Annotated in this window: 17 protein-coding genes; 8 read left to right on the top strand and 9 right to left on the bottom strand. The window is 43.5% G+C overall.

The features are described from left to right. Positions 1 to 358 precede the first annotated feature (358 nt). From LC605_RS03805 to LC605_RS03785, 5 genes are all read right to left on the bottom strand, one after another. Entirely contained in the window at positions 359 to 805 is a 447-nt protein-coding gene (locus LC605_RS03805; RefSeq protein WP_229546241.1) for a type II toxin-antitoxin system VapC family toxin, read from the bottom strand. Continuing rightward, on the bottom strand, positions 805 to 1,095 hold the full coding sequence (locus LC605_RS03800) for a hypothetical protein (RefSeq protein ID WP_229546240.1): 291 nt from the start codon (positions 1,093 to 1,095) through the stop codon (positions 805 to 807). Before LC605_RS03800 ends, LC605_RS03805 begins: the two co-directional genes overlap by 1 nt. 295 nt (positions 1,096 to 1,390) lie before the next feature. Further along, positions 1,391 to 2,158: a phycobilisome rod-core linker polypeptide gene (locus LC605_RS03795; RefSeq protein ID WP_229546239.1), complete on the bottom strand. Its 768-nt coding sequence runs from the start codon at positions 2,156 to 2,158 to the stop codon at positions 1,391 to 1,393. A 334-nt stretch (positions 2,159 to 2,492) separates the two neighbouring features. Further along, positions 2,493 to 3,050, bottom strand: coding sequence for a hypothetical protein (locus LC605_RS03790; RefSeq protein WP_229546238.1), 558 nt, complete (start codon positions 3,048 to 3,050; stop codon positions 2,493 to 2,495). After that, the gene (locus tag LC605_RS03785; protein WP_229546242.1) at positions 3,047 to 3,664 is read right to left on the bottom strand and encodes a phycobiliprotein lyase; all 618 of its coding nucleotides are present in this window, start codon (positions 3,662 to 3,664) and stop codon (positions 3,047 to 3,049) included. The genes LC605_RS03790 and LC605_RS03785 overlap by 4 nt, the downstream gene beginning before the upstream one ends. A 305-nt stretch (positions 3,665 to 3,969) precedes the next feature. Between LC605_RS03785 and LC605_RS03780 the strand changes: the two genes are divergently transcribed. From LC605_RS03780 to LC605_RS03755, 6 genes are all read left to right on the top strand, one after another. Beyond that, complete coding sequence (locus tag LC605_RS03780) at positions 3,970 to 4,137, top strand: NblA/ycf18 family protein (RefSeq protein ID WP_229546237.1); 168 nt, start codon at positions 3,970 to 3,972, stop codon at positions 4,135 to 4,137. 954 nt (positions 4,138 to 5,091) lie between these two features. Next, positions 5,092 to 5,649 carry a bleomycin hydrolase gene (locus LC605_RS03775; RefSeq protein WP_229546236.1) on the top strand — a complete coding sequence of 186 codons (558 nt, stop codon included), beginning with the start codon at positions 5,092 to 5,094 and terminating at the stop codon, positions 5,647 to 5,649. Positions 5,650 to 5,727: 78 nt separating this feature from the next. Continuing rightward, on the top strand, positions 5,728 to 6,222 hold the full coding sequence (locus tag LC605_RS03770; protein WP_229546235.1) for a bleomycin hydrolase: 495 nt from the start codon (positions 5,728 to 5,730) through the stop codon (positions 6,220 to 6,222). A 303-nt stretch (positions 6,223 to 6,525) separates the two neighbouring features. Further along, positions 6,526 to 7,134 carry a HEAT repeat domain-containing protein gene (locus LC605_RS03765; RefSeq protein WP_229546234.1) on the top strand — a complete coding sequence of 203 codons (609 nt, stop codon included), beginning with the start codon at positions 6,526 to 6,528 and terminating at the stop codon, positions 7,132 to 7,134. Positions 7,135 to 8,175: 1,041 nt separating this feature from the next. Further along, positions 8,176 to 8,640, top strand: a complete 465-nt coding sequence (locus tag LC605_RS03760) for a hypothetical protein (protein WP_229546233.1) — start codon at positions 8,176 to 8,178, stop codon at positions 8,638 to 8,640. Positions 8,641 to 8,805: 165 nt separating this feature from the next. After that, positions 8,806 to 10,095, top strand: coding sequence for a hypothetical protein (locus tag LC605_RS03755; protein ID WP_229546232.1), 1,290 nt, complete (start codon positions 8,806 to 8,808; stop codon positions 10,093 to 10,095). A 529-nt stretch (positions 10,096 to 10,624) separates the two neighbouring features. On the opposite strand, the gene LC605_RS03750 is transcribed toward LC605_RS03755, so the two are convergent. Further along, complete coding sequence (locus LC605_RS03750) at positions 10,625 to 11,533, bottom strand: HEAT repeat domain-containing protein (protein WP_229546231.1); 909 nt, start codon at positions 11,531 to 11,533, stop codon at positions 10,625 to 10,627. 161 nt (positions 11,534 to 11,694) lie between these two features. Continuing rightward, on the bottom strand, positions 11,695 to 11,934 hold the full coding sequence (locus LC605_RS03745) for a hypothetical protein (protein ID WP_229546230.1): 240 nt from the start codon (positions 11,932 to 11,934) through the stop codon (positions 11,695 to 11,697). Between the two features lie 695 nt (positions 11,935 to 12,629). Here LC605_RS03745 and LC605_RS03740 point away from each other — a divergent pair. Continuing rightward, complete coding sequence (locus tag LC605_RS03740; RefSeq protein ID WP_229546229.1) at positions 12,630 to 13,901, top strand: HEAT repeat domain-containing protein; 1,272 nt, start codon at positions 12,630 to 12,632, stop codon at positions 13,899 to 13,901. 165 nt (positions 13,902 to 14,066) lie between these two features. Beyond that, entirely contained in the window at positions 14,067 to 14,171 is a 105-nt protein-coding gene (locus LC605_RS03735; protein ID WP_306426843.1) for an ATP-binding protein, read from the top strand. Positions 14,172 to 14,271: 100 nt separating this feature from the next. On the opposite strand, the gene LC605_RS03730 is transcribed toward LC605_RS03735, so the two are convergent. Then, a complete protein-coding gene (locus LC605_RS03730; RefSeq protein ID WP_229546228.1) occupies positions 14,272 to 14,985 on the bottom strand; it encodes a Uma2 family endonuclease in 714 nt (237 codons plus the stop codon). A gap of 470 nt (positions 14,986 to 15,455) precedes the next feature. Beyond that, on the bottom strand, positions 15,456 to 16,892 hold the full coding sequence (gene glgA / locus LC605_RS03725) for a glycogen synthase GlgA (protein ID WP_229546227.1): 1,437 nt from the start codon (positions 16,890 to 16,892) through the stop codon (positions 15,456 to 15,458). Positions 16,893 to 17,006 lie beyond the last annotated feature (114 nt).

Below are 17,006 nucleotides of genomic sequence, written 5' to 3'. Positions count from 1 at the left end.
CAAATACTTTTTCCACTCTACAGGTTATCCATAAAATTCAAAAACTAAAACTACCGTTCCACAAAGGTTTCAACTTCAGCGTTCACGTAGCGAAAAAAATGGATAAAGTCGAGCTTAGAGGATGTTTGAAAAGTATTTGACTGTGATTTTAGGCACTTGTTGATCCCCCCTAACCCCCCGATAAATTGGGGGAAGAATCAAAGTCCCCCTTGTTAAGGGGGATTTAGGGGGATCTAAAACGTTTTGATACCTACAATAGGACTTTTCAAACATCCTCTAAGATTATTTTATTATGGTTACACTCCCGGACATGATATGATGTATTGTTGAGCTTATTTTTCGTAAATGACAACTTGGCTTATGAAGGCTCCTCATTTGAAGGCGTTTCCTCATCAGCGATGACCAAATCTACGCCACACCTCGTAGCCGCTTTTGCTAACCTTTGATCAATCGTTGCCAATGGCAATCTCAACCGCAACGCCAATTCTAAGTAAGCTGCGTCATAAGCTGCTAACCCTTCCTGTCTCCCCAGCGTCACGGTTGCACCCAATGCGTTTGCATCTGTAGCCGTATCAACCTGGATCAACAGTGATTGTAACAAGGTAATAGCTTCTGATGATTGATCAGTAGTCATGCGGTTACGCCGTTCAGCTACCAGTAGAACATTAGCAATCTCCAGTGACCAAATTCCCGGTACAAATGCTTCAGCATCTGGCATTATTGCTAGTATCGCATTTGCAGTGGGGTTATTTTCATCCACCAAACACCAGCTAATTGCTACAGAACAATCCAAAACAAACTGCATTAAAATCTTCGCCCCTCTTCAATCATCGAGCGGATTGACGTTTTATCTAACGCTACTCCTCGCCGCAGTTGTTCCATTCTGACAATTGCATTACTTATCGATTTTTTCGTTGTGGGCTTTCCCCAAGCGTTATATTGTGCGATTGCTTCTGAAGATGTTGCAACTTCTGCATCAGCTAACGGCTGTATAACCACCACTACCTCAACATTCGTATCTTTTAAATCAGTGGGTGTCTGAATTTGCAATATACCATCTGTCCCAATATGCGATCGCAACTTCATTGTTTCCATATCGGCATTCCAGAACTCATACTCAATAAATTTGGGAAGTACCTTAATTATGCTGCTACTCCCCTCACAATTACTATTCCAGTGCTTACTACCCTGATATCACTGCTCCTAAAGGAGCGGTGAGTATTTCAATCAGTATAAATGCCCAATGCCCATTAACAAGTAGCGTGCATCAGACATGGGATAGAGTCTGTTTCACTAGTTACACCCAAATGAAACTCCTACATAACCCAGGACTTATGCACGCTATAAAATAATCAAATGGATGTACTAGCCAACCACCGACCAAAAATCGTTATTTAATTCCTGCTAACTGCCGATAAGGTACAGACTTTTCGATATCGATGTTGAATGACGAGATTCTTTGTGGCACATTGCCGGTTGCATTGACACTTTGTGCCATAGACAAGAATAGAGCCGGATCGCCAGCCCTGGGCTTTTGCTCTTGTGGAAGGAATCTGCGTACTTCGACCTGCCAAATGATTTGGGGGAAACCCAGTTTGGCACGGTGGTAATCTTCGTATCGCGGAGATTTGATGTTGAATGGCAACTCACCCTGAGCGCGGGATGGCAGTATCCGACGGCGCTGATAGGGCACTGTGGAGTATCCAAAATTGCTCAGGTACTCTTCAGTGTTGAGAACTTCATCAATAAAGCCTCTAATACCCTTGGTAGCAACTACAATTGACCAAGCAATTTTTTCCCGCTCGTTGTATGGATCGCGTCCTAAAACACGCTGGATTACTTGCTCAACAAAGCGATAATTATTGTTGAGGTCGTAGAAGCTTTTCTTAAAGGTATTGGAAAGCACCAACCCACGAATAAAGTCCCGTACTGTAATTTGTCCATTACGGAGTTGGGACTCTAGGAATGTTTCGCGATCGGCAGCAAAGGCATAAAAGAAAATTTGACGATACGCTGCTTCGATCAGATCATCTAAATCTGACGGAGAAAGCAGATTGTCTGTGGTAAAAATCCTGGGCTGTTCATCACCTGGTACTTCATATCCAGCTACACGCTGGTTTTGACTTGAAGGGTCATATTCTAACAGAGGAATTGCCACTCTAAAGCCTCCATGTTCTTAATTAAAGTTAACAAGTTTAAATCACATATTAAGGGAGTAGTTGGATCAGAAGCTCAGATTCTGATAAAATTTCACGAAACTTAACTAAGGGGAATTTAAGTATTCGTAGGAAAAACCATTAGCCTGTTGGATTCAACCCATAGTTAATCAAAGTTTTTTTGAGTCCATACTCAGTAAATGGCTAAAAAACTTTGTTCACATATTTCAGATTAGGAGATTCAGTTTCACCTTTTTGAACTGAAGCAATAATTTTTAACATTTAGCAAAAGAAATTAATGAGGCATTGGGAATGAAACCCCATCCCCTGTGCCCTCTACCGCCTACTCCCTTCACCGATCCAAAATTCCAAGGGATCTATGGTTGACTTACAGTGAGGCCAACTACGCAAAGTTGCTTCCATCCCTGCCTCCCAGTAGGGTGGCTCTAATCCCAGTCCTAAACATAGATGAGATAGGATACTAGCAAACTGCTCATTGTGACCAAAGTTTCCTACATGGGCATGGGCGTATTCGTGGACGACTATACCAAACCAGTCTCTAGGTGCAACTCGACCGACATCTACCAAAATGGTGATTGGGTTTGTGAGAATGTTGCACAGCCCATCTATCCCGAAGGATTGAGCTATGGGTACTGCAAAAATTTGGATGTGACGACGCTCTTGAAAATGAAAGCACTCATGACAAACTTCCAGATAGGCGTTGATCTGAGCATTAACAGTGTTAATATTGTCGCCGATCCAAGTGCAAATGGGGATGCGATCGCGCTTGTTTTCAAACACATCCACCATCCCCGGTTCTAGGGCTAGTCCCTGTACCCGATGCAGATAATCTCGCCCACGATTAAAAGCATCGGTCTGATGGAGATAATTCACCAGCCCAAAACGGAATAAAACTGTCTTTTTTCCACAACATCCTGCCCAAGTGTTTGTGTTACTTCTTCTGCACTAGAAACCTCAACAGAAGTTGTAATGCGGGTTTCGGTACAAAATGATGCCGTACTGAAGCCGCCAAACCGTTTGACTGTACTAGTTCGCAGTCGCATATTTGGGCTGGCGAACCAGAATCGTTCAATGGAACTCATTGTTTCGTATTCGGTTGTCAACACTAGTCCATCTTCATCATCCATGTGAAAAAGACCGACTACAGGCATGATTTCGGCGTAACCTCTTTCGCGGAGTAATTTGCCTTGCCTTGAGTTATCGCCATCAGGGACGATGGCAAATATGGTTTTCCCCTCATGGTTCTCCTCACCCTCTCTATCCCAAGCCATTGTGCCTAGCCAACGCACACGCGACCCTCCTACTGAAAGGCTGGGGTCAATTTGATGATACTGGCACAGTTCAATGATTTCTGGATGATCGGCATCTAGAGTTTCTACCTGTATATCCGATTCTCCCGTCTCTGAGCGCTTGAAGGCCAGATGATGAGTTGCACGTTGCGATCGCCACTTACCAGCACTTAGCTGAAAAAATTCCATTGCGTCTATCAATCTTCTGACTCCTACTTATTACTCCTGCGGATGATGTTTACCTTGTTTTTTCTTTTTAAAGTTATTGGTATGTAAACATTCTAAACATTACAGCTATTAGCGGTCACCTTCAATAAACTCTCGACAAAGGCAGAAGCAGATGTGTTTTTCTCAAATTGTAAACTTTTATGGTGAATAACTCATATAGCTTGACAATGTAGACAGTTTAATATCTCAGTGCTACAATAGTGGAAAACGCTTACGCGTTCCCACCAGCAGTAACAACAAATACCCTTCGATTCAGTCAATCTGAGGAGTGAATAATGGACTTCCCAATCGAACTAACTTTAGAGCAACAGTTTCGCTTACAAAATCTGAAAGACCAAGTAAAAACTTTGAATCAGCAAGAGGCTCAGGAATTTTTGTTAGAAGTTTTACGGCAGATGATGGTGAAAGATAATTTGGTCAAACATCTGCTAAAACAAGCTTGATCAAGTAAAAAACAATATTTTTTCTTAAGACTTACGCAGTGGCAGACTTCCATTGAAACGCCTAAGTCTTAATTTTTTGGGCGTTGGGAAAAAGCTTGAGATGGTGCCGTACTTTCGTCTAACACACCCTATAAATACTTAGATTTTTTCAGAAATCAAATATGATTCCTATAGGACTAGTATTTGATTTTTGAAATACACGTAGGGTGTGTTATGCCGTAGGCTAACGCACCAAAATATAAAGGATGGTGCGTTACGGAAGCCGTAACACACCCTACAAATACTTAGATTTTTTCAGAAATCAAATATGATTCCTATATTATTTTTAGTTTGTAGTGAACGCGAGTGCGTCTCGTTGGCGTGGTCACTGAGCGTAGTCGAAGTGCAGCCTAAGAAGAGAAGAGAGGACTTTAGTCCTCTTTCATCAGGGCTGTTCGCGGAGCGTTCCCGTAGGGTAGCCCTTCTCACATCTTGCACCAAGAAAAATTGATGTAATTTTATTACTCAGTAAAAAAGCAGAACTCTTGATTTAGCGATAAAAACCCATAAAAATGAGGTAGCTTTATCGCATATCTTTTTACTTTACCTGGGGTTGTACGTAGAGGTGCAAGATATGAGCCTTACTACAAACTAAAAGCTTTTATTTTTTGTGACACTTGCGTAAGTCTTATCAAAGTCTCTCTCCTTAAAAGAAGAGAGAAATAGAAGTGAGGTTTTCCAGATAACCTGAATTGTCAGCGAGAAATCAGGTACGGAATTAACTTTCTCTAGTCCCCATACTCAACGCCCAATGCCCCATTCCCCAAAAAAATATTACAGATTATTACTTTGTCTCTCATAGTAAAGACTAGGGTACTATTGATCCCCTATGTTTTTGTTTGGCTACTCGCAGTTAATCTGATCGAGAACAGGCCAGAAATAATATCCGCCATTTGTGAATATTAAGGAGAACTCATGGTTCTTGATGCTTTTTCCAGAGCTGTAATTGCAGCTGATGCCAAAACCGCTCCCATCGGTGGTGCTGACTTAGCAGCCCTTAAGTCTTTTATTGCTGAAGGCAACAAGCGCCTTGATGCTGTGAATGCGATCGCCAGCAACGCTAGCTGTGCGGTTTCTGATGCCATTGCTGGTATTGCTTGTGAAAACACAGGTTTGCTCCAAGCTGGTGGTAACTTGTACCCCACTCGCCGGATGGCTGCTTGCCTGCGTGATGCTGAAATCGTTCTGCGCTATGTAACATACGCGCTGTTGGCTGGTGATTCTTCCGTATTGGATGATCGTGCTTTGAACGGGCTGAAAGAAACCTACACAGCTTTGGGCGTACCCACTGGTTCTTCTGTACGAGCTTTCCAAATCCTGAAGGCGATCAGCGTCGCTCACATCACCAACACCAACACCGAAGGTAACGCTGGTAAAAAGTTCCGCAAACTGGAAGTTGTTCAAGGCGACTGCTCTGCTCTAGCTGCTGAAGCTGCTAGCTACTTCGATCGCGTTATTTCTGCTCTGAGCTAATTGCTAATCGCTAAAGCCTATTAGTCAAGCCAACTGAAATTAAAACTCGATCACATCTAATCTGGAGTATAAAAAGCAATGAAATCAGTTATCACCACGGTTATTGGATCTGCTGATGCAGCAGGTCGCTTCCCAACCACCTCTGATCTAGAATCCGTTCAAGGTAGCATTCAGCGTGCTACAGCTCGTCTAGAAGCTGCTGAAAAGCTGGCTTCTGGTATCGATAACGTCGCGAAGGAAGCTTATGATGCTGCCTTCAAGAAATATCCTTACCTCACCCAAGAAGGTGAAGCTGGCGACACTCAAGTTAAGAAAGACAAGTGCTTGCGCGACATCAAGCACTACTTACGCTTGATCAACTACAGCTTGGTTGTGGGCGGTACTGGCCCTCTGGATGAGTGGGGTATTGCAGGCGCTCGCGAAGTTTATCGCTCTTTGGGTCTGCCTACTGCTCCTTATGTTACCGCGATGACTTACACTCGCGATCGCGCTTGCTCTCCTCGTGATATGTCTCCTCAAGCGTTGGTTGAGTTCCGCGCTCTCCTCGACTACGTAATCAACTCCCTTTCATAGTAATTAAGGATTGACTAGACGTAGACGAGCGATCGTCATACTCTAAAACTCAGGGACTCTTAGTCTGTTACTTTGCCTGTATCTGGTTGAGTGGCTGACCAAGAGTCCCTCAGTTGTTACTAATTCGTAATTCCTAATTCATCAGTGAAGTTGGGGCATTTAAACCAATACAGTTCATTTAAGCATTTCCTCCTTCTCTTTCTCTCTTCTCTCTGTGTTCTCTGCGCCTCCGTGGTTGGTAAAAAAAAGAGTTTCAGCCCTTTTGTGAACCGTATTGGGATTTAAACAGCTAAATTTTATTCTATGACTATAGATTCTCTATTTGAACAGTTAAAACACCCCAACCCGAATCTGCGGGAACGAGCCATGTGGGAACTGGCTGATGTCCGTGATGAAAATACCATTTCTCGGCTGATGGGTATTTTGGATGAAGAAAATATCACCTACCGTCGAGCTGCGGTAAAGGCACTGGGTGCTATTGGTACAGATGCTGTACCGCTCCTGGTAGAGTCATTAGTAAATAGCGATAATGCGACCATTCGGGGTAGCTGTGCTAAGGCCCTGGCACAGATTGCTGCGAACCATCCCGATGTTCCTTTCCCGGCTGAGGGCTTACAGGGATTGAAAACAGCGCTCAATGACCCAAATGCCGTTGTTTATATTGCATCAGTAATGGCGCTGGGTGAGATTGGTTCTCCTGCCTTTGAAATTTTGATTGAAGCTTTAAAAACAATAGATAATGTTGCGGTGGCTGTGGCGATCGTCAATGCACTCGCTTCGATGGGTGATATCCGAGGAGTGGAAGTGCTGACGGCATTGACAAATGATGAATCTGTTGATCCATATGTTCGAGAGTCAGCCGTGAGTGCTTTGCCCCGATTAGATCAGGTGATTAATTATAAAAGAGCATAGCGATCGCTACACCTCTAGTCCTTAATTGAGTAAGTAGGTCGGCGCAATTAAAGATAACTGGTGATGGCTGTCATTTGTCCTTAGTCATTCGTCATTGGTAAGGGTTTCAAGCCTATTTACGTTTGGTTACATAAGTTGATTTATTTTCACCGGCTTACTTAGACAAAGCTCGACTATAGGACATAACTATAACCATCAATCCGATGAACTAACTGACAATACTTGTGTCTCACAGGACTCACTTTACCAAAAGCACGATTTATTATTGCCCGAAAAATTTAGTACAAAACTTAATTTGATACTCTACCAAGTCGTTGATTTAGAGTACAATTGCTATTGACAAAACTGATTTTGTCTTAGCTCGACTTTATCCAAAATTAAGAACTTGGCTCTCTTGATATGACCAAAGCCTAGCTTTTTGGCAAAAACTTTTTCCATGTCACTGATTATCGGTGAAATCGAAAAAGTAGAACTACCGTAGCACAGAGGTTTCAGCGTCAAGTTGAGCGTTGGCAAAAAATGGATAAAGTCGAGCTTAGAGGATGTTTGAAAAGTATTTCACTGTGACTTTAGGCACTTTTAGATCCCCCCTAGCCCCCCTTAAAAAGGGGGGAAGCGGAGTTAAAGTCCTCCCTTTTTAAGGGGGATTTAGGGGGATCTAAAACGTTTTGCTACCAACAAGAGAACTTTTCAAACAACCTCTTAAACTGTCACCAATGGAATTGCACCTTTGCTCGAATTACCCCTGATGGTACTTTACCCAATAGACATAGGAGTCAAAAAGAATTGTTTTGACGTAGCAGTGCTAAGTACATTGGTGCGAAAAGAGTCAAGTATGTTACGAAACGTAAATAAACTTAAAACCTTTACTAATGACCAATGACAAAGGACAAATGACAGCCTTAGCCAGTTAGCTTTATTTGCGCCAACCTACTTACGTCAAAACAAGGGTTCTGGGTAACGCATATTTAATTTCTACCAGATGTCTAATAATTCCACTATCAGATTAGAAGAGAATACCAAAATTACTCAAGGAGGAATATGGCAATTATTTACGGCACCTCTGGAAATGACTATCTAACTGGCACTGAAGAAAAAAACAGAATCTACGGTTATCTAGGCGATGACATTCTAATAGGTGGTTCGGGTAGAGACCACTTACTTGGAGAAGATGGTAATGACATTCTCACTGGTGGTACTGGTAGAGATACCTTTGTTGTGAATTACTCAGGTGGCGGTATTGATACAATTACAGACTTTTCAGTTAACGACGATATTCTTGAAATTACTACCAGTAGTATTAACGCATTTTACGCTGTACGTCTTCCCATCTCATATTTAAAAGAATTTACCGATGATAATGACATTCTCACTGGTGCTACTGGTGATGATTTTAATTTTTTGACATATCAGGCAGACACTGGTGCTTTATCTTTCAGTGGACAGCAGATAGCTTGGCTAGGTGCTGGTCTTGACTGGACTCAAGTTATTGTAGTGCTTGTTTGACAGAGTTATTAATCAAAAACTTCACCCCGCTAGCGTGAGAGAACTAAAGTAACTGTTAGTGGTGAAGGCGGTGGTGGCATCCAGGTACAAGGCAAGCGCGTTACACTCGCCGATGATTCAAGTATTGCGGTTAATACGCTAGTCTCAAAATCGGGAGCAACGTTAGTGGTGAACGCATCGGAGTTGGTAGAAATTCTGGGAGCAAGCCATCTGTTGACTCAGACACAAGGATCTGGAACTGCCGGAGAATTGAAGATTGAAACTGGGCAGTTGATTCTTCAAGATGGGGCACGCATTTCAGCTTCCACTCTTAGCGAGGGAGGGGGGGGAACTTTGTCTATCGCTGCAACAGACTCTATCAAAGTCATTGGCACTTCACCAATCGGTAGGCCGAGCGGCTTATTGGTTGGGACTGAAGGTCGTGGCTCGGCAGGAAACTTAGAGATAGAAACTGAGCAGTTGATTGTTCAAAATGGGGCACGCATTTCAGCTTCCACTTCTAGTAAATCTAGTGGAGAGGGGGGAAGCATTATAGTTAAGGTTGGAGAATTAGATGTCTTAAATGGCGCTGACATAACTGTGAGCAGTGAAGGCACAAAAAAAGCAGGTGATTTGGAAATCACTGCTCGTTCGATCAAATTGGATAACCAAGGCAAGCTGATTGGTCAAGCTAACTCCGGTGATGGTGGCAATATTAAGCTGAATCTGCAAGACTTATTGCTACTGCGTCGCAACAGTCAGATTTCTACCTCAGCAGGCGTTGAAGGGGCTGGTGGAAATGGCGGTAAGATCACGATCAATGCTCCTAATGGCTTCATCGTCGCCAAACCTGATGAAAACAACGACATCACTGCCAATGCCTATGATGGGAAAGGGGGAACTGTCACAATCAACATTTCTGGTATTTTTGGTATCACACCGCGTAGTCGAGAAGACCTTGTAAGGCTTTTGGGAAAGAACAACCCAACCAAAATAGACCCTCGAGAACTACAAACGAATGACATTACGGCAATTTCTCAAACAAATCCAACTTTAAATGGTCAAATAAGCATTAATACTTCTGATACTGATCCGAATCGAGGATTATTGAACTTGCCAGCCAAACTAGGTGAACCGAAAATTAGCCAAAGCTGCCAAACAACTACTGCTAAAAATCAAAGCAGTTTTGTGATCACTGGACGCGGTGGTTTGCCAGCCAATCCTAGAGACATTCTCACTCCTGGTATCCCACAAATAGATTGGGTATCCCTTAAACCTAGCAACAATAGCCGTTCCCTACTACCTGTCCCCAGTAAACAAACTACCTCCACTCCCAAACGTATTGTTGAAGCCACAGGTGCAACCCTAAACGCTTTTGGACAAATAGTTCTGACTGCTAATTCATCCACCGCTACTCCTCATCGTTTTAGGGATACAGCAGATGACTGCCGTAACAATTTGAGATTTTTTAATTAATCTAATGCGACCATTTGGGGTAGCTATCAATACAGTTCGGTTAAGACTAAAAATAAAAGTGTGTAGGTTGGGTTGAGCTTTGCGTTACCCAACAAAGAGAAAGAAAATGTTGGGTTTCGTTCCTCAACCCAACCTACGAATATTCTTAACCGAACAGTATTGGGGTAGCTATAACAGAGGGTAGCGATCGCTCTTTTATAGCTCAATACAGTTCAGTTAAGCATTCTTCTCTTCTCTCTGTTTCCTCTGCGTCTCTGTGGTTCGTTAAAAAAATTAACTTTGATAAAGAGTTTTAGCCTTAACCCAAGCGTAAGTAGGTCGGCGCAATTAAAGTTAACTGGCTAAGGGTGTCATTTTTCATTGGTCATTTGTCATTAGTAAGGGTTTTAAGCTTATTTACGTTTCGTAACATACATGACTTTTTTCGCACCAACGTACTTATTGTTTTATAGCTACTTTTATCAATCCCAAGAGAGCGGATAGATTTAGATGAACAGACGTCAAAAGTAAGAATCATTTTTCCACTGCCCTATTCCCAACCATCTTCCTCTAACTGTCTATCAATTTGAGAAATTGCCAACTTGATCACCGCCTGAACCCCTGGTTCTTGTTCCTCGCTCAATGCGGCTTGTAAGGGTTGTAAGGAAGTGCGATCGCCAATTTTCATCAATGCTAGAGCCGCCGCTTTTCGAGTATCCCAATCGGCATGGTGCAGTAATTCGACGAGGTTAGGAATTGCTGGTTTATAGTTGAGGCTACCCAAAGCTGCTGCTGCTTCACACCGGACAATTTCAGATGAATCGGTGAGGGCGTTAACTAAAATATGAAATGCTCCTTCTTCGGTGCCTTCTTGGGCAATTTTAGCGATCGCACCCACCACCGCAGCCCGAACTTCAGCCGAGTCGGAGTTAATTTCCCTATATAAATGCTCCTTCGCCTCTGCCCCAATAAATCCCAAAGCCCATACTGCGTGTCCTTTGGCACTTTCTGGATACTCGGTTGACGCTAAGATTTTCAGCAATGCTGGTACAGCTGCTTCACCTATTTTGGCAAGCCCCCCTACCGACGAGGTTTTGACCACTGTATCTTCATCATTTAACAGGGCGTTGACCAAGGTAGGAACTGCGATCGGGTCAGCAATGAGTGTCAGGGTTTTGGCGCTAGCTCTCCGTACAACTGGGTTTGGATGATTTGTCACAGCTTCCATCAATAAAGGGGTTGCTGGTTTGCCAATTTTACCCAACGCCTCCGCAAAACTCAACCTAACCATCCCCCGTGAGTCTCCCATACTCTCAATCATCTGCTTGAGTAGTTCTTGGTCATCACGGTTGAAGGTGTTTAAGCCTAATTGCTCACTTACCGCTACAAGTAAAGCATCAGTTTCTGCCTGGGACAGATTTAACGAATCTTCCCCGGATTGAGTTTTGGAGTTGAGCATTTGACTTCTAGCTAAATTATCAAGATGGATTACTAGTTAAGTAGAGCGACGCAAATAAAGCTAACTGGCTAAGGCTGTCATTTGTCATTTGTCCTTCGTCATTTATAACGGTTTAAGCTGTGTTTACATTTTGTAATATAGTTTGATTTATTCTTGCCGACTTAGTTACTGGCACTCAGGGCAGCTTGCTGATTACGGAGTTCCTGGAGGGCAGAATCAATTTTAGCAAGCTCCGGCTCCAGTTTTGCTGTCACATTTACCCTCATCAACTTAGCCCGTTTTGCTGTTTCTGTAGTTTCTTGAACTAGACGTTCTCGATATTGCTCAAGTTCTGCAATCACTTCTGCTACATCTTGAGCGGTGACGTTATCAGTTGTTGTGAATTCTAAGGCTTCATCCATAACTTTTGTTTCCTAAATGTGTGTTTATATAAATGATATGTCGTCAGTGTTCCCAATAACGTTTGTAAACCTCATCTAAATTGAGAACCGTAGTTTTCGCCCTCACCCTAAATCCCTCTCCCAAATATGGGAGAGGGACTTTGAAATTCTAGCTCCCCGAATCCCATATCTGGGAGAAGGGGTTGGGGGATCTGACTTTTCACGTTATGTGGAAAAGTCTACCAAAAACCTAACCCCCTAACCCCCTTCCCGCATCGGGAAGGGGGAAATTCAAAGTCTCTCTCCTTTTAGGAGAGAGATTTAGAGAGAGGTCTTCCAAATGCCGTGAAAAGTCAGGTTGGGGGATGAGGGCAAATCCTTTTGAAAAGCGTTGAACTACAAGTTTCAAGATAGACGTGGTTTATTTGGTTATTCGCTAAAGAGCAGGACTTAGCTGTTGTTTTGAATCTTCTCAGATCACGTTAATACTGATAAGTAGCTGGACAAAAATATTTACAGTCGTTGCAAAGTCGTGTTCGCCGAGCATCTCCAAGAGTTGCAATCTAAAACCCTTACGATTGCTTAGTTTCACTTGGTTTTAATCGCAATGACTTCAATTCCCAAAGATAATTTACCGTTATTTCCCAGTAGCCAGTCGCTAGTAGGATAGTAAGTGTGACCTCTGAGCAATTATCCAAGAGCCATTTTATAGATCAATGGATAAACGTTTTTTTAAAATGTTTGGGCTAACAGAAGAAGAAGCGATCGCAATTATCGATACACCATTAGAACAACTCGAAGACGCTTCTGATAAGTATATTGCTGTTTCCCATCTAATTAACTTCCCCACGGAGCAATCGATCGCGGCTTTGGTACGGGCGATTGAAACCAGTAACCCTAATGAGCTAGACCACCGGATTGTTCGACGCAAAGCTGTAGAAAGTCTGGGGCGATTGCAAGCTGAATCAGCTTTACCTGTAATTCGGCAGTGCCTTAAAGATAATGATATTTATACTGTTGAAAATACGGTGTGGGCGATCGGGGAAATCGGGACTAAAGATCCAGAAATTCTCGCAGAAGTGGCGCAACTGCTGGATAAACCAGGTCAAATCTATCGAGTCATTATTCACACTCTAGCTAACGCTGACTATCAGCCATCCCTAGAGCGTATACGTAAATTTACTCAAGTTGAGGATGAACCTACTCGTAGTGCAGCGATCGCTACAGTTTGTCGCTTTACCGGTGACTACTCCCAAATCACGGAGGTGATGGCGCTGCTGCAAAGTTCCAGTGTCAATGCACGGCGCGGTTGCATTCAAGACCTAATTGATTCACACTACTACAAAGCCATCCCAGAAATTGCCCGTTGTCCTGTATCTCTAGTGTTCCGCTTGCGAGGATTGCGGATGCTTTTGGATGCAGGTGTCCCCAGTGGTGAAATTACTTTTACAGAAATTCAACCTTACTTAGAGCAAGTACTCTATGACCATCCCAAAGACCTTGATTTAGTACATGAGTATGATGCTACCCCCGTACTGGATTTTGTGATTAACGAACTCTACGAAACCGATTTTGGACGGTGTTATTTAGCGACAAAAACCTTACTAGATATCTATTTACAACAAGCACCAGCAGCACTTTTAACAACTTATGGAGACAAAGCATATAACGATTATGGCGCTCATTATCATGTGATGAAACTTTTCGGCTGGCTGAAATATGCTCCCGCCTATGATTTATTAGTGGAAAACCTGCACAACCGCGAACCCCAGTTTCAGAAATCCCGTGCAGCTTGTGCGATCGCCCTTGGTGAATTGGGCGATTCACGAGCAATTCCTGAAATTAAAATTTGCCTAAATACGCCGATTTGGGACTTAAAATATGCTTGTTTACTAGCGCTAGACCATTTAGGAGACTCCTCTGGTAGGGAAATTTGCGCTGGCGATCGTGACTGGTTAATTAAGGCGAAAGCGACGAGTAATCAATAGTCAACTTCAGCCTTAGCACAGGTGCGGCTACACAAACTTTCGTCCGCCTCTGCGGACTAAGGAAAAATTGAGCTTTCAAACCCACGGAGGTAGTCACAGAAAGCCATCGTAGTATCAAACAATGGAAACAGAAAATACTCCAATGGTAAAGACACAGGATTAGGATTGGCGATCGCTCGACAAATCATTGTCGAAAAACATGGTGGGGCGATCGCGGTGGAATCTGCACTCGGCGAAGGCACAACATTTGTGATGTCACTACCCAAGTGAAAAAGCAGGGGAGCAGCACTTCGGCCACGCTCAGTGACCAGCAGCAGAGGTGTCTTCCTGACAAATGACAAATGACAAATGACAAATGACAAATGACCAGTTACAAACTATCTGGGTCAATACCTCGCTGTTTGAGCAGATTTCGCAAGTCTTGTAGCGCTTGTTCTGCCTGTTCTGCCCGATGTTCTGCTTGTTGTGCCCGTTCATCTGGACTGGGGAAGCGTGAGCCAGCCCGATCAAACCAAAACAACCACTCCCGCTCCCAACCCTTGTAAATACCAGTAGCTACCCCAATTCCTAATTGCAACTCTGGTATCCAAAACTGCTCTTGCGATTGCAAAATAAACTCATCCTCAACTCGCTTGTATACTTCAAAGGGAGCATGATCATCTCGCTGCCAATAGTCGGGATTGTAGATGACATAATATAACACTCCCAAATCCAGATATTTCTCCATTTTGAGATCGTATTCTCCACCATAGGTTTGAGAAACGACTTCCACAACTAAAATTGGTGGAGTCCAATTCTCTTCCCACAGTATGTAACTGAGTCTTCCGCTTGGTTGTCGTCGCCGTTCTACACCCAAGCTCAAAAACCCATCGGGGACGATGGATTTCCGGGGTGCAGTCGGAAGGTAGTAGATACCCATGTCTACACCAAAGAACCAATCATTGCGATCGCTCCAAATAACGGACAAAATAGCCAACAGTAAGTTAGGAACGAGGTTTTGCACTTCGTTATCCACAGGAGTATCGTCAGAGTCAGGAAGTTCAGCCGCCGTTGGGAGCAGGGGTAGGGGAATGGAGTATTCCATAGGATAAGTTCTCTCGCAACAGATAAGCCCATTCTATTAGCCCTTTCAAGGTGAGCAAAAATTTTGGTCAATAAATTCCTCTTTCATCTCTATACTCCGTGTCCTCTGCGCCTAACAAGGTTAAATAAATTACTTTTTAACCGCAGAGGCACAGAGAGCGCAGAGAGAAAAACAGAGATTTTACGAGTCACCTTGAAAGGGGTAGTCCTAGATATTTAGAAATTCCCCTCTGCACCTCTGCTCCTGGAGCATTCTTACGTTGCCTACCATTCAGCTTAACTTAGTGCCATTCGGCTCATAGCGAAAGTCTACTGAAGTAGACTAAAGATTTTTCCGATCATGTTAGTCATCTAAAAGATGACTTGAGCTATTAGCAAGGAACTTCAGTTCCTTGCGGGACATAACCTTCACCTTAAGTTGACACCTATGGATAAAGCCTCGTCTAGACGCAGGTTTCTAACCGCCCTCTTTTACTTGCTATTAGTCACTGCTTCGTTTAACACTAACTCTGGTTGTGGTGTTTCCTCTTCTTCTGGCAAACCGTAAATTGACCTGTACAACTTCACGTACTCTTTGGCAGATTGATACCAACTAAAATCTTCACTCATGCCCCGTTTTTGCAGTTCTTGCCATTGAGGTTTGAAACGGAAGCCTTCCCAAGCCCGGATCATACAGGTGAAAAGGTCTAGCGGTTCATAGCGATCAAAGCAATAACCAGTACCTGCGGCATTTTCGGGGTCGTGATGGGTTACTGTGTCAACTAATCCACCTGTGCGGCGGACAATGGGTACAGAACCGTAGCGCAAAGACATCATTTGGCTAATACCGCAAGGTTCAAAACGACTGGGCATCAAGAAGGCATCAGTACCAGCGTAGATTCGGCGAGACAGGGCATCGTTATACAGTAAGTAAGTTGCCATGCGTCCGGGAAAACGGGATGCCAATTGCCACATCTGAGTTTCATAGTAGCGATCGCCTGTCCCCAACAGCACAAACTGGGCATCTGTATAAGAGAGGAAGCGATCGAGGATTTGTAAGATCAAATCAATGCCTTTTTGTTCCACTAATCGGGTGACAATCCCAATCAAAAAGGCTTTGGAGTTGACTTCTAATCCTAGTTCTTGCTGCAAAGCAATTTTGTTAGCTTTGCGTTGATCTAAAGTATCAGGAGTAAAGGTTTGAGCAATGTATTTGTCATTCTCTGGGTTATAAACTTCGGTATCAATGCCGTTGATAATCCCAGATAATTTACCACTAATAAAAGACAGCAAACCTTCTAATGTTTCACCATAGGTAGGTGTCTTGATTTGCTCGGCATAGGTGGGCGAAACTGTATTTACCTGATTGGCAAATTGCACCGCCGCAGCCATTGTATTGTGTCCTTGCATATACCAAGGACACCAAGTAATTTTCTCTAAATACCAACGCCACGGCCCTTGATAAGCTAGATTATGAATCGTAAACACTGTGGTGATATCAGGATCTTGGTGCATCCACACGGGAATCATGCCCGTGTGCCAATCATGACAGTGGATAATTTCCGGTTTCCAGTGATTCCAGGCAAACTCGGCTGCACCGTTGGCAAAGAAGGTGAACCGCCAGTCTTCATCTTCTCCAGAATAAATGCGGCGGGGTAGGAAGGCAGGATGTCCAAATAAGTACAAGGGAACATCCGTACCAGGCAGAATGCTTTCATAAACAGCAAATTCCTGGAACATGGCAGATCCCCGCCAAATCGGTTCTTTGGGAATTTCCATTTTGTCTGGCAAAAAGCCATAGTAGGGCAAGAATATCCGCACATCATGCCCCATTTCTCTCAGAAATTTGGGCAATGCCCCGACAACATCACCCATTCCTCCTACTTTGGCAATGGGTGCTGCCTCTGCTGCAACAAATAAAATCCGCATGGTAATTTTTGCTTCCCCGAATCTATATTGTCAAAGGATTTTGGATTTTCGATAGCATAGCGTTAGCGAGTCCGCGTTAGCGGAGCCTCTGGTGGAGAGCATCTTTTGAATTCA

The sequence above is a fragment of the Nostoc sp. CHAB 5836 genome, assembly GCF_020829445.1.
Classification (GTDB): Bacteria; Cyanobacteriota; Cyanobacteriia; order Cyanobacteriales; family Nostocaceae; genus Nostoc.
Note: the sequence above shows the minus strand (reverse complement) of the source record. Positions and strands in the feature narration are given on the sequence as shown.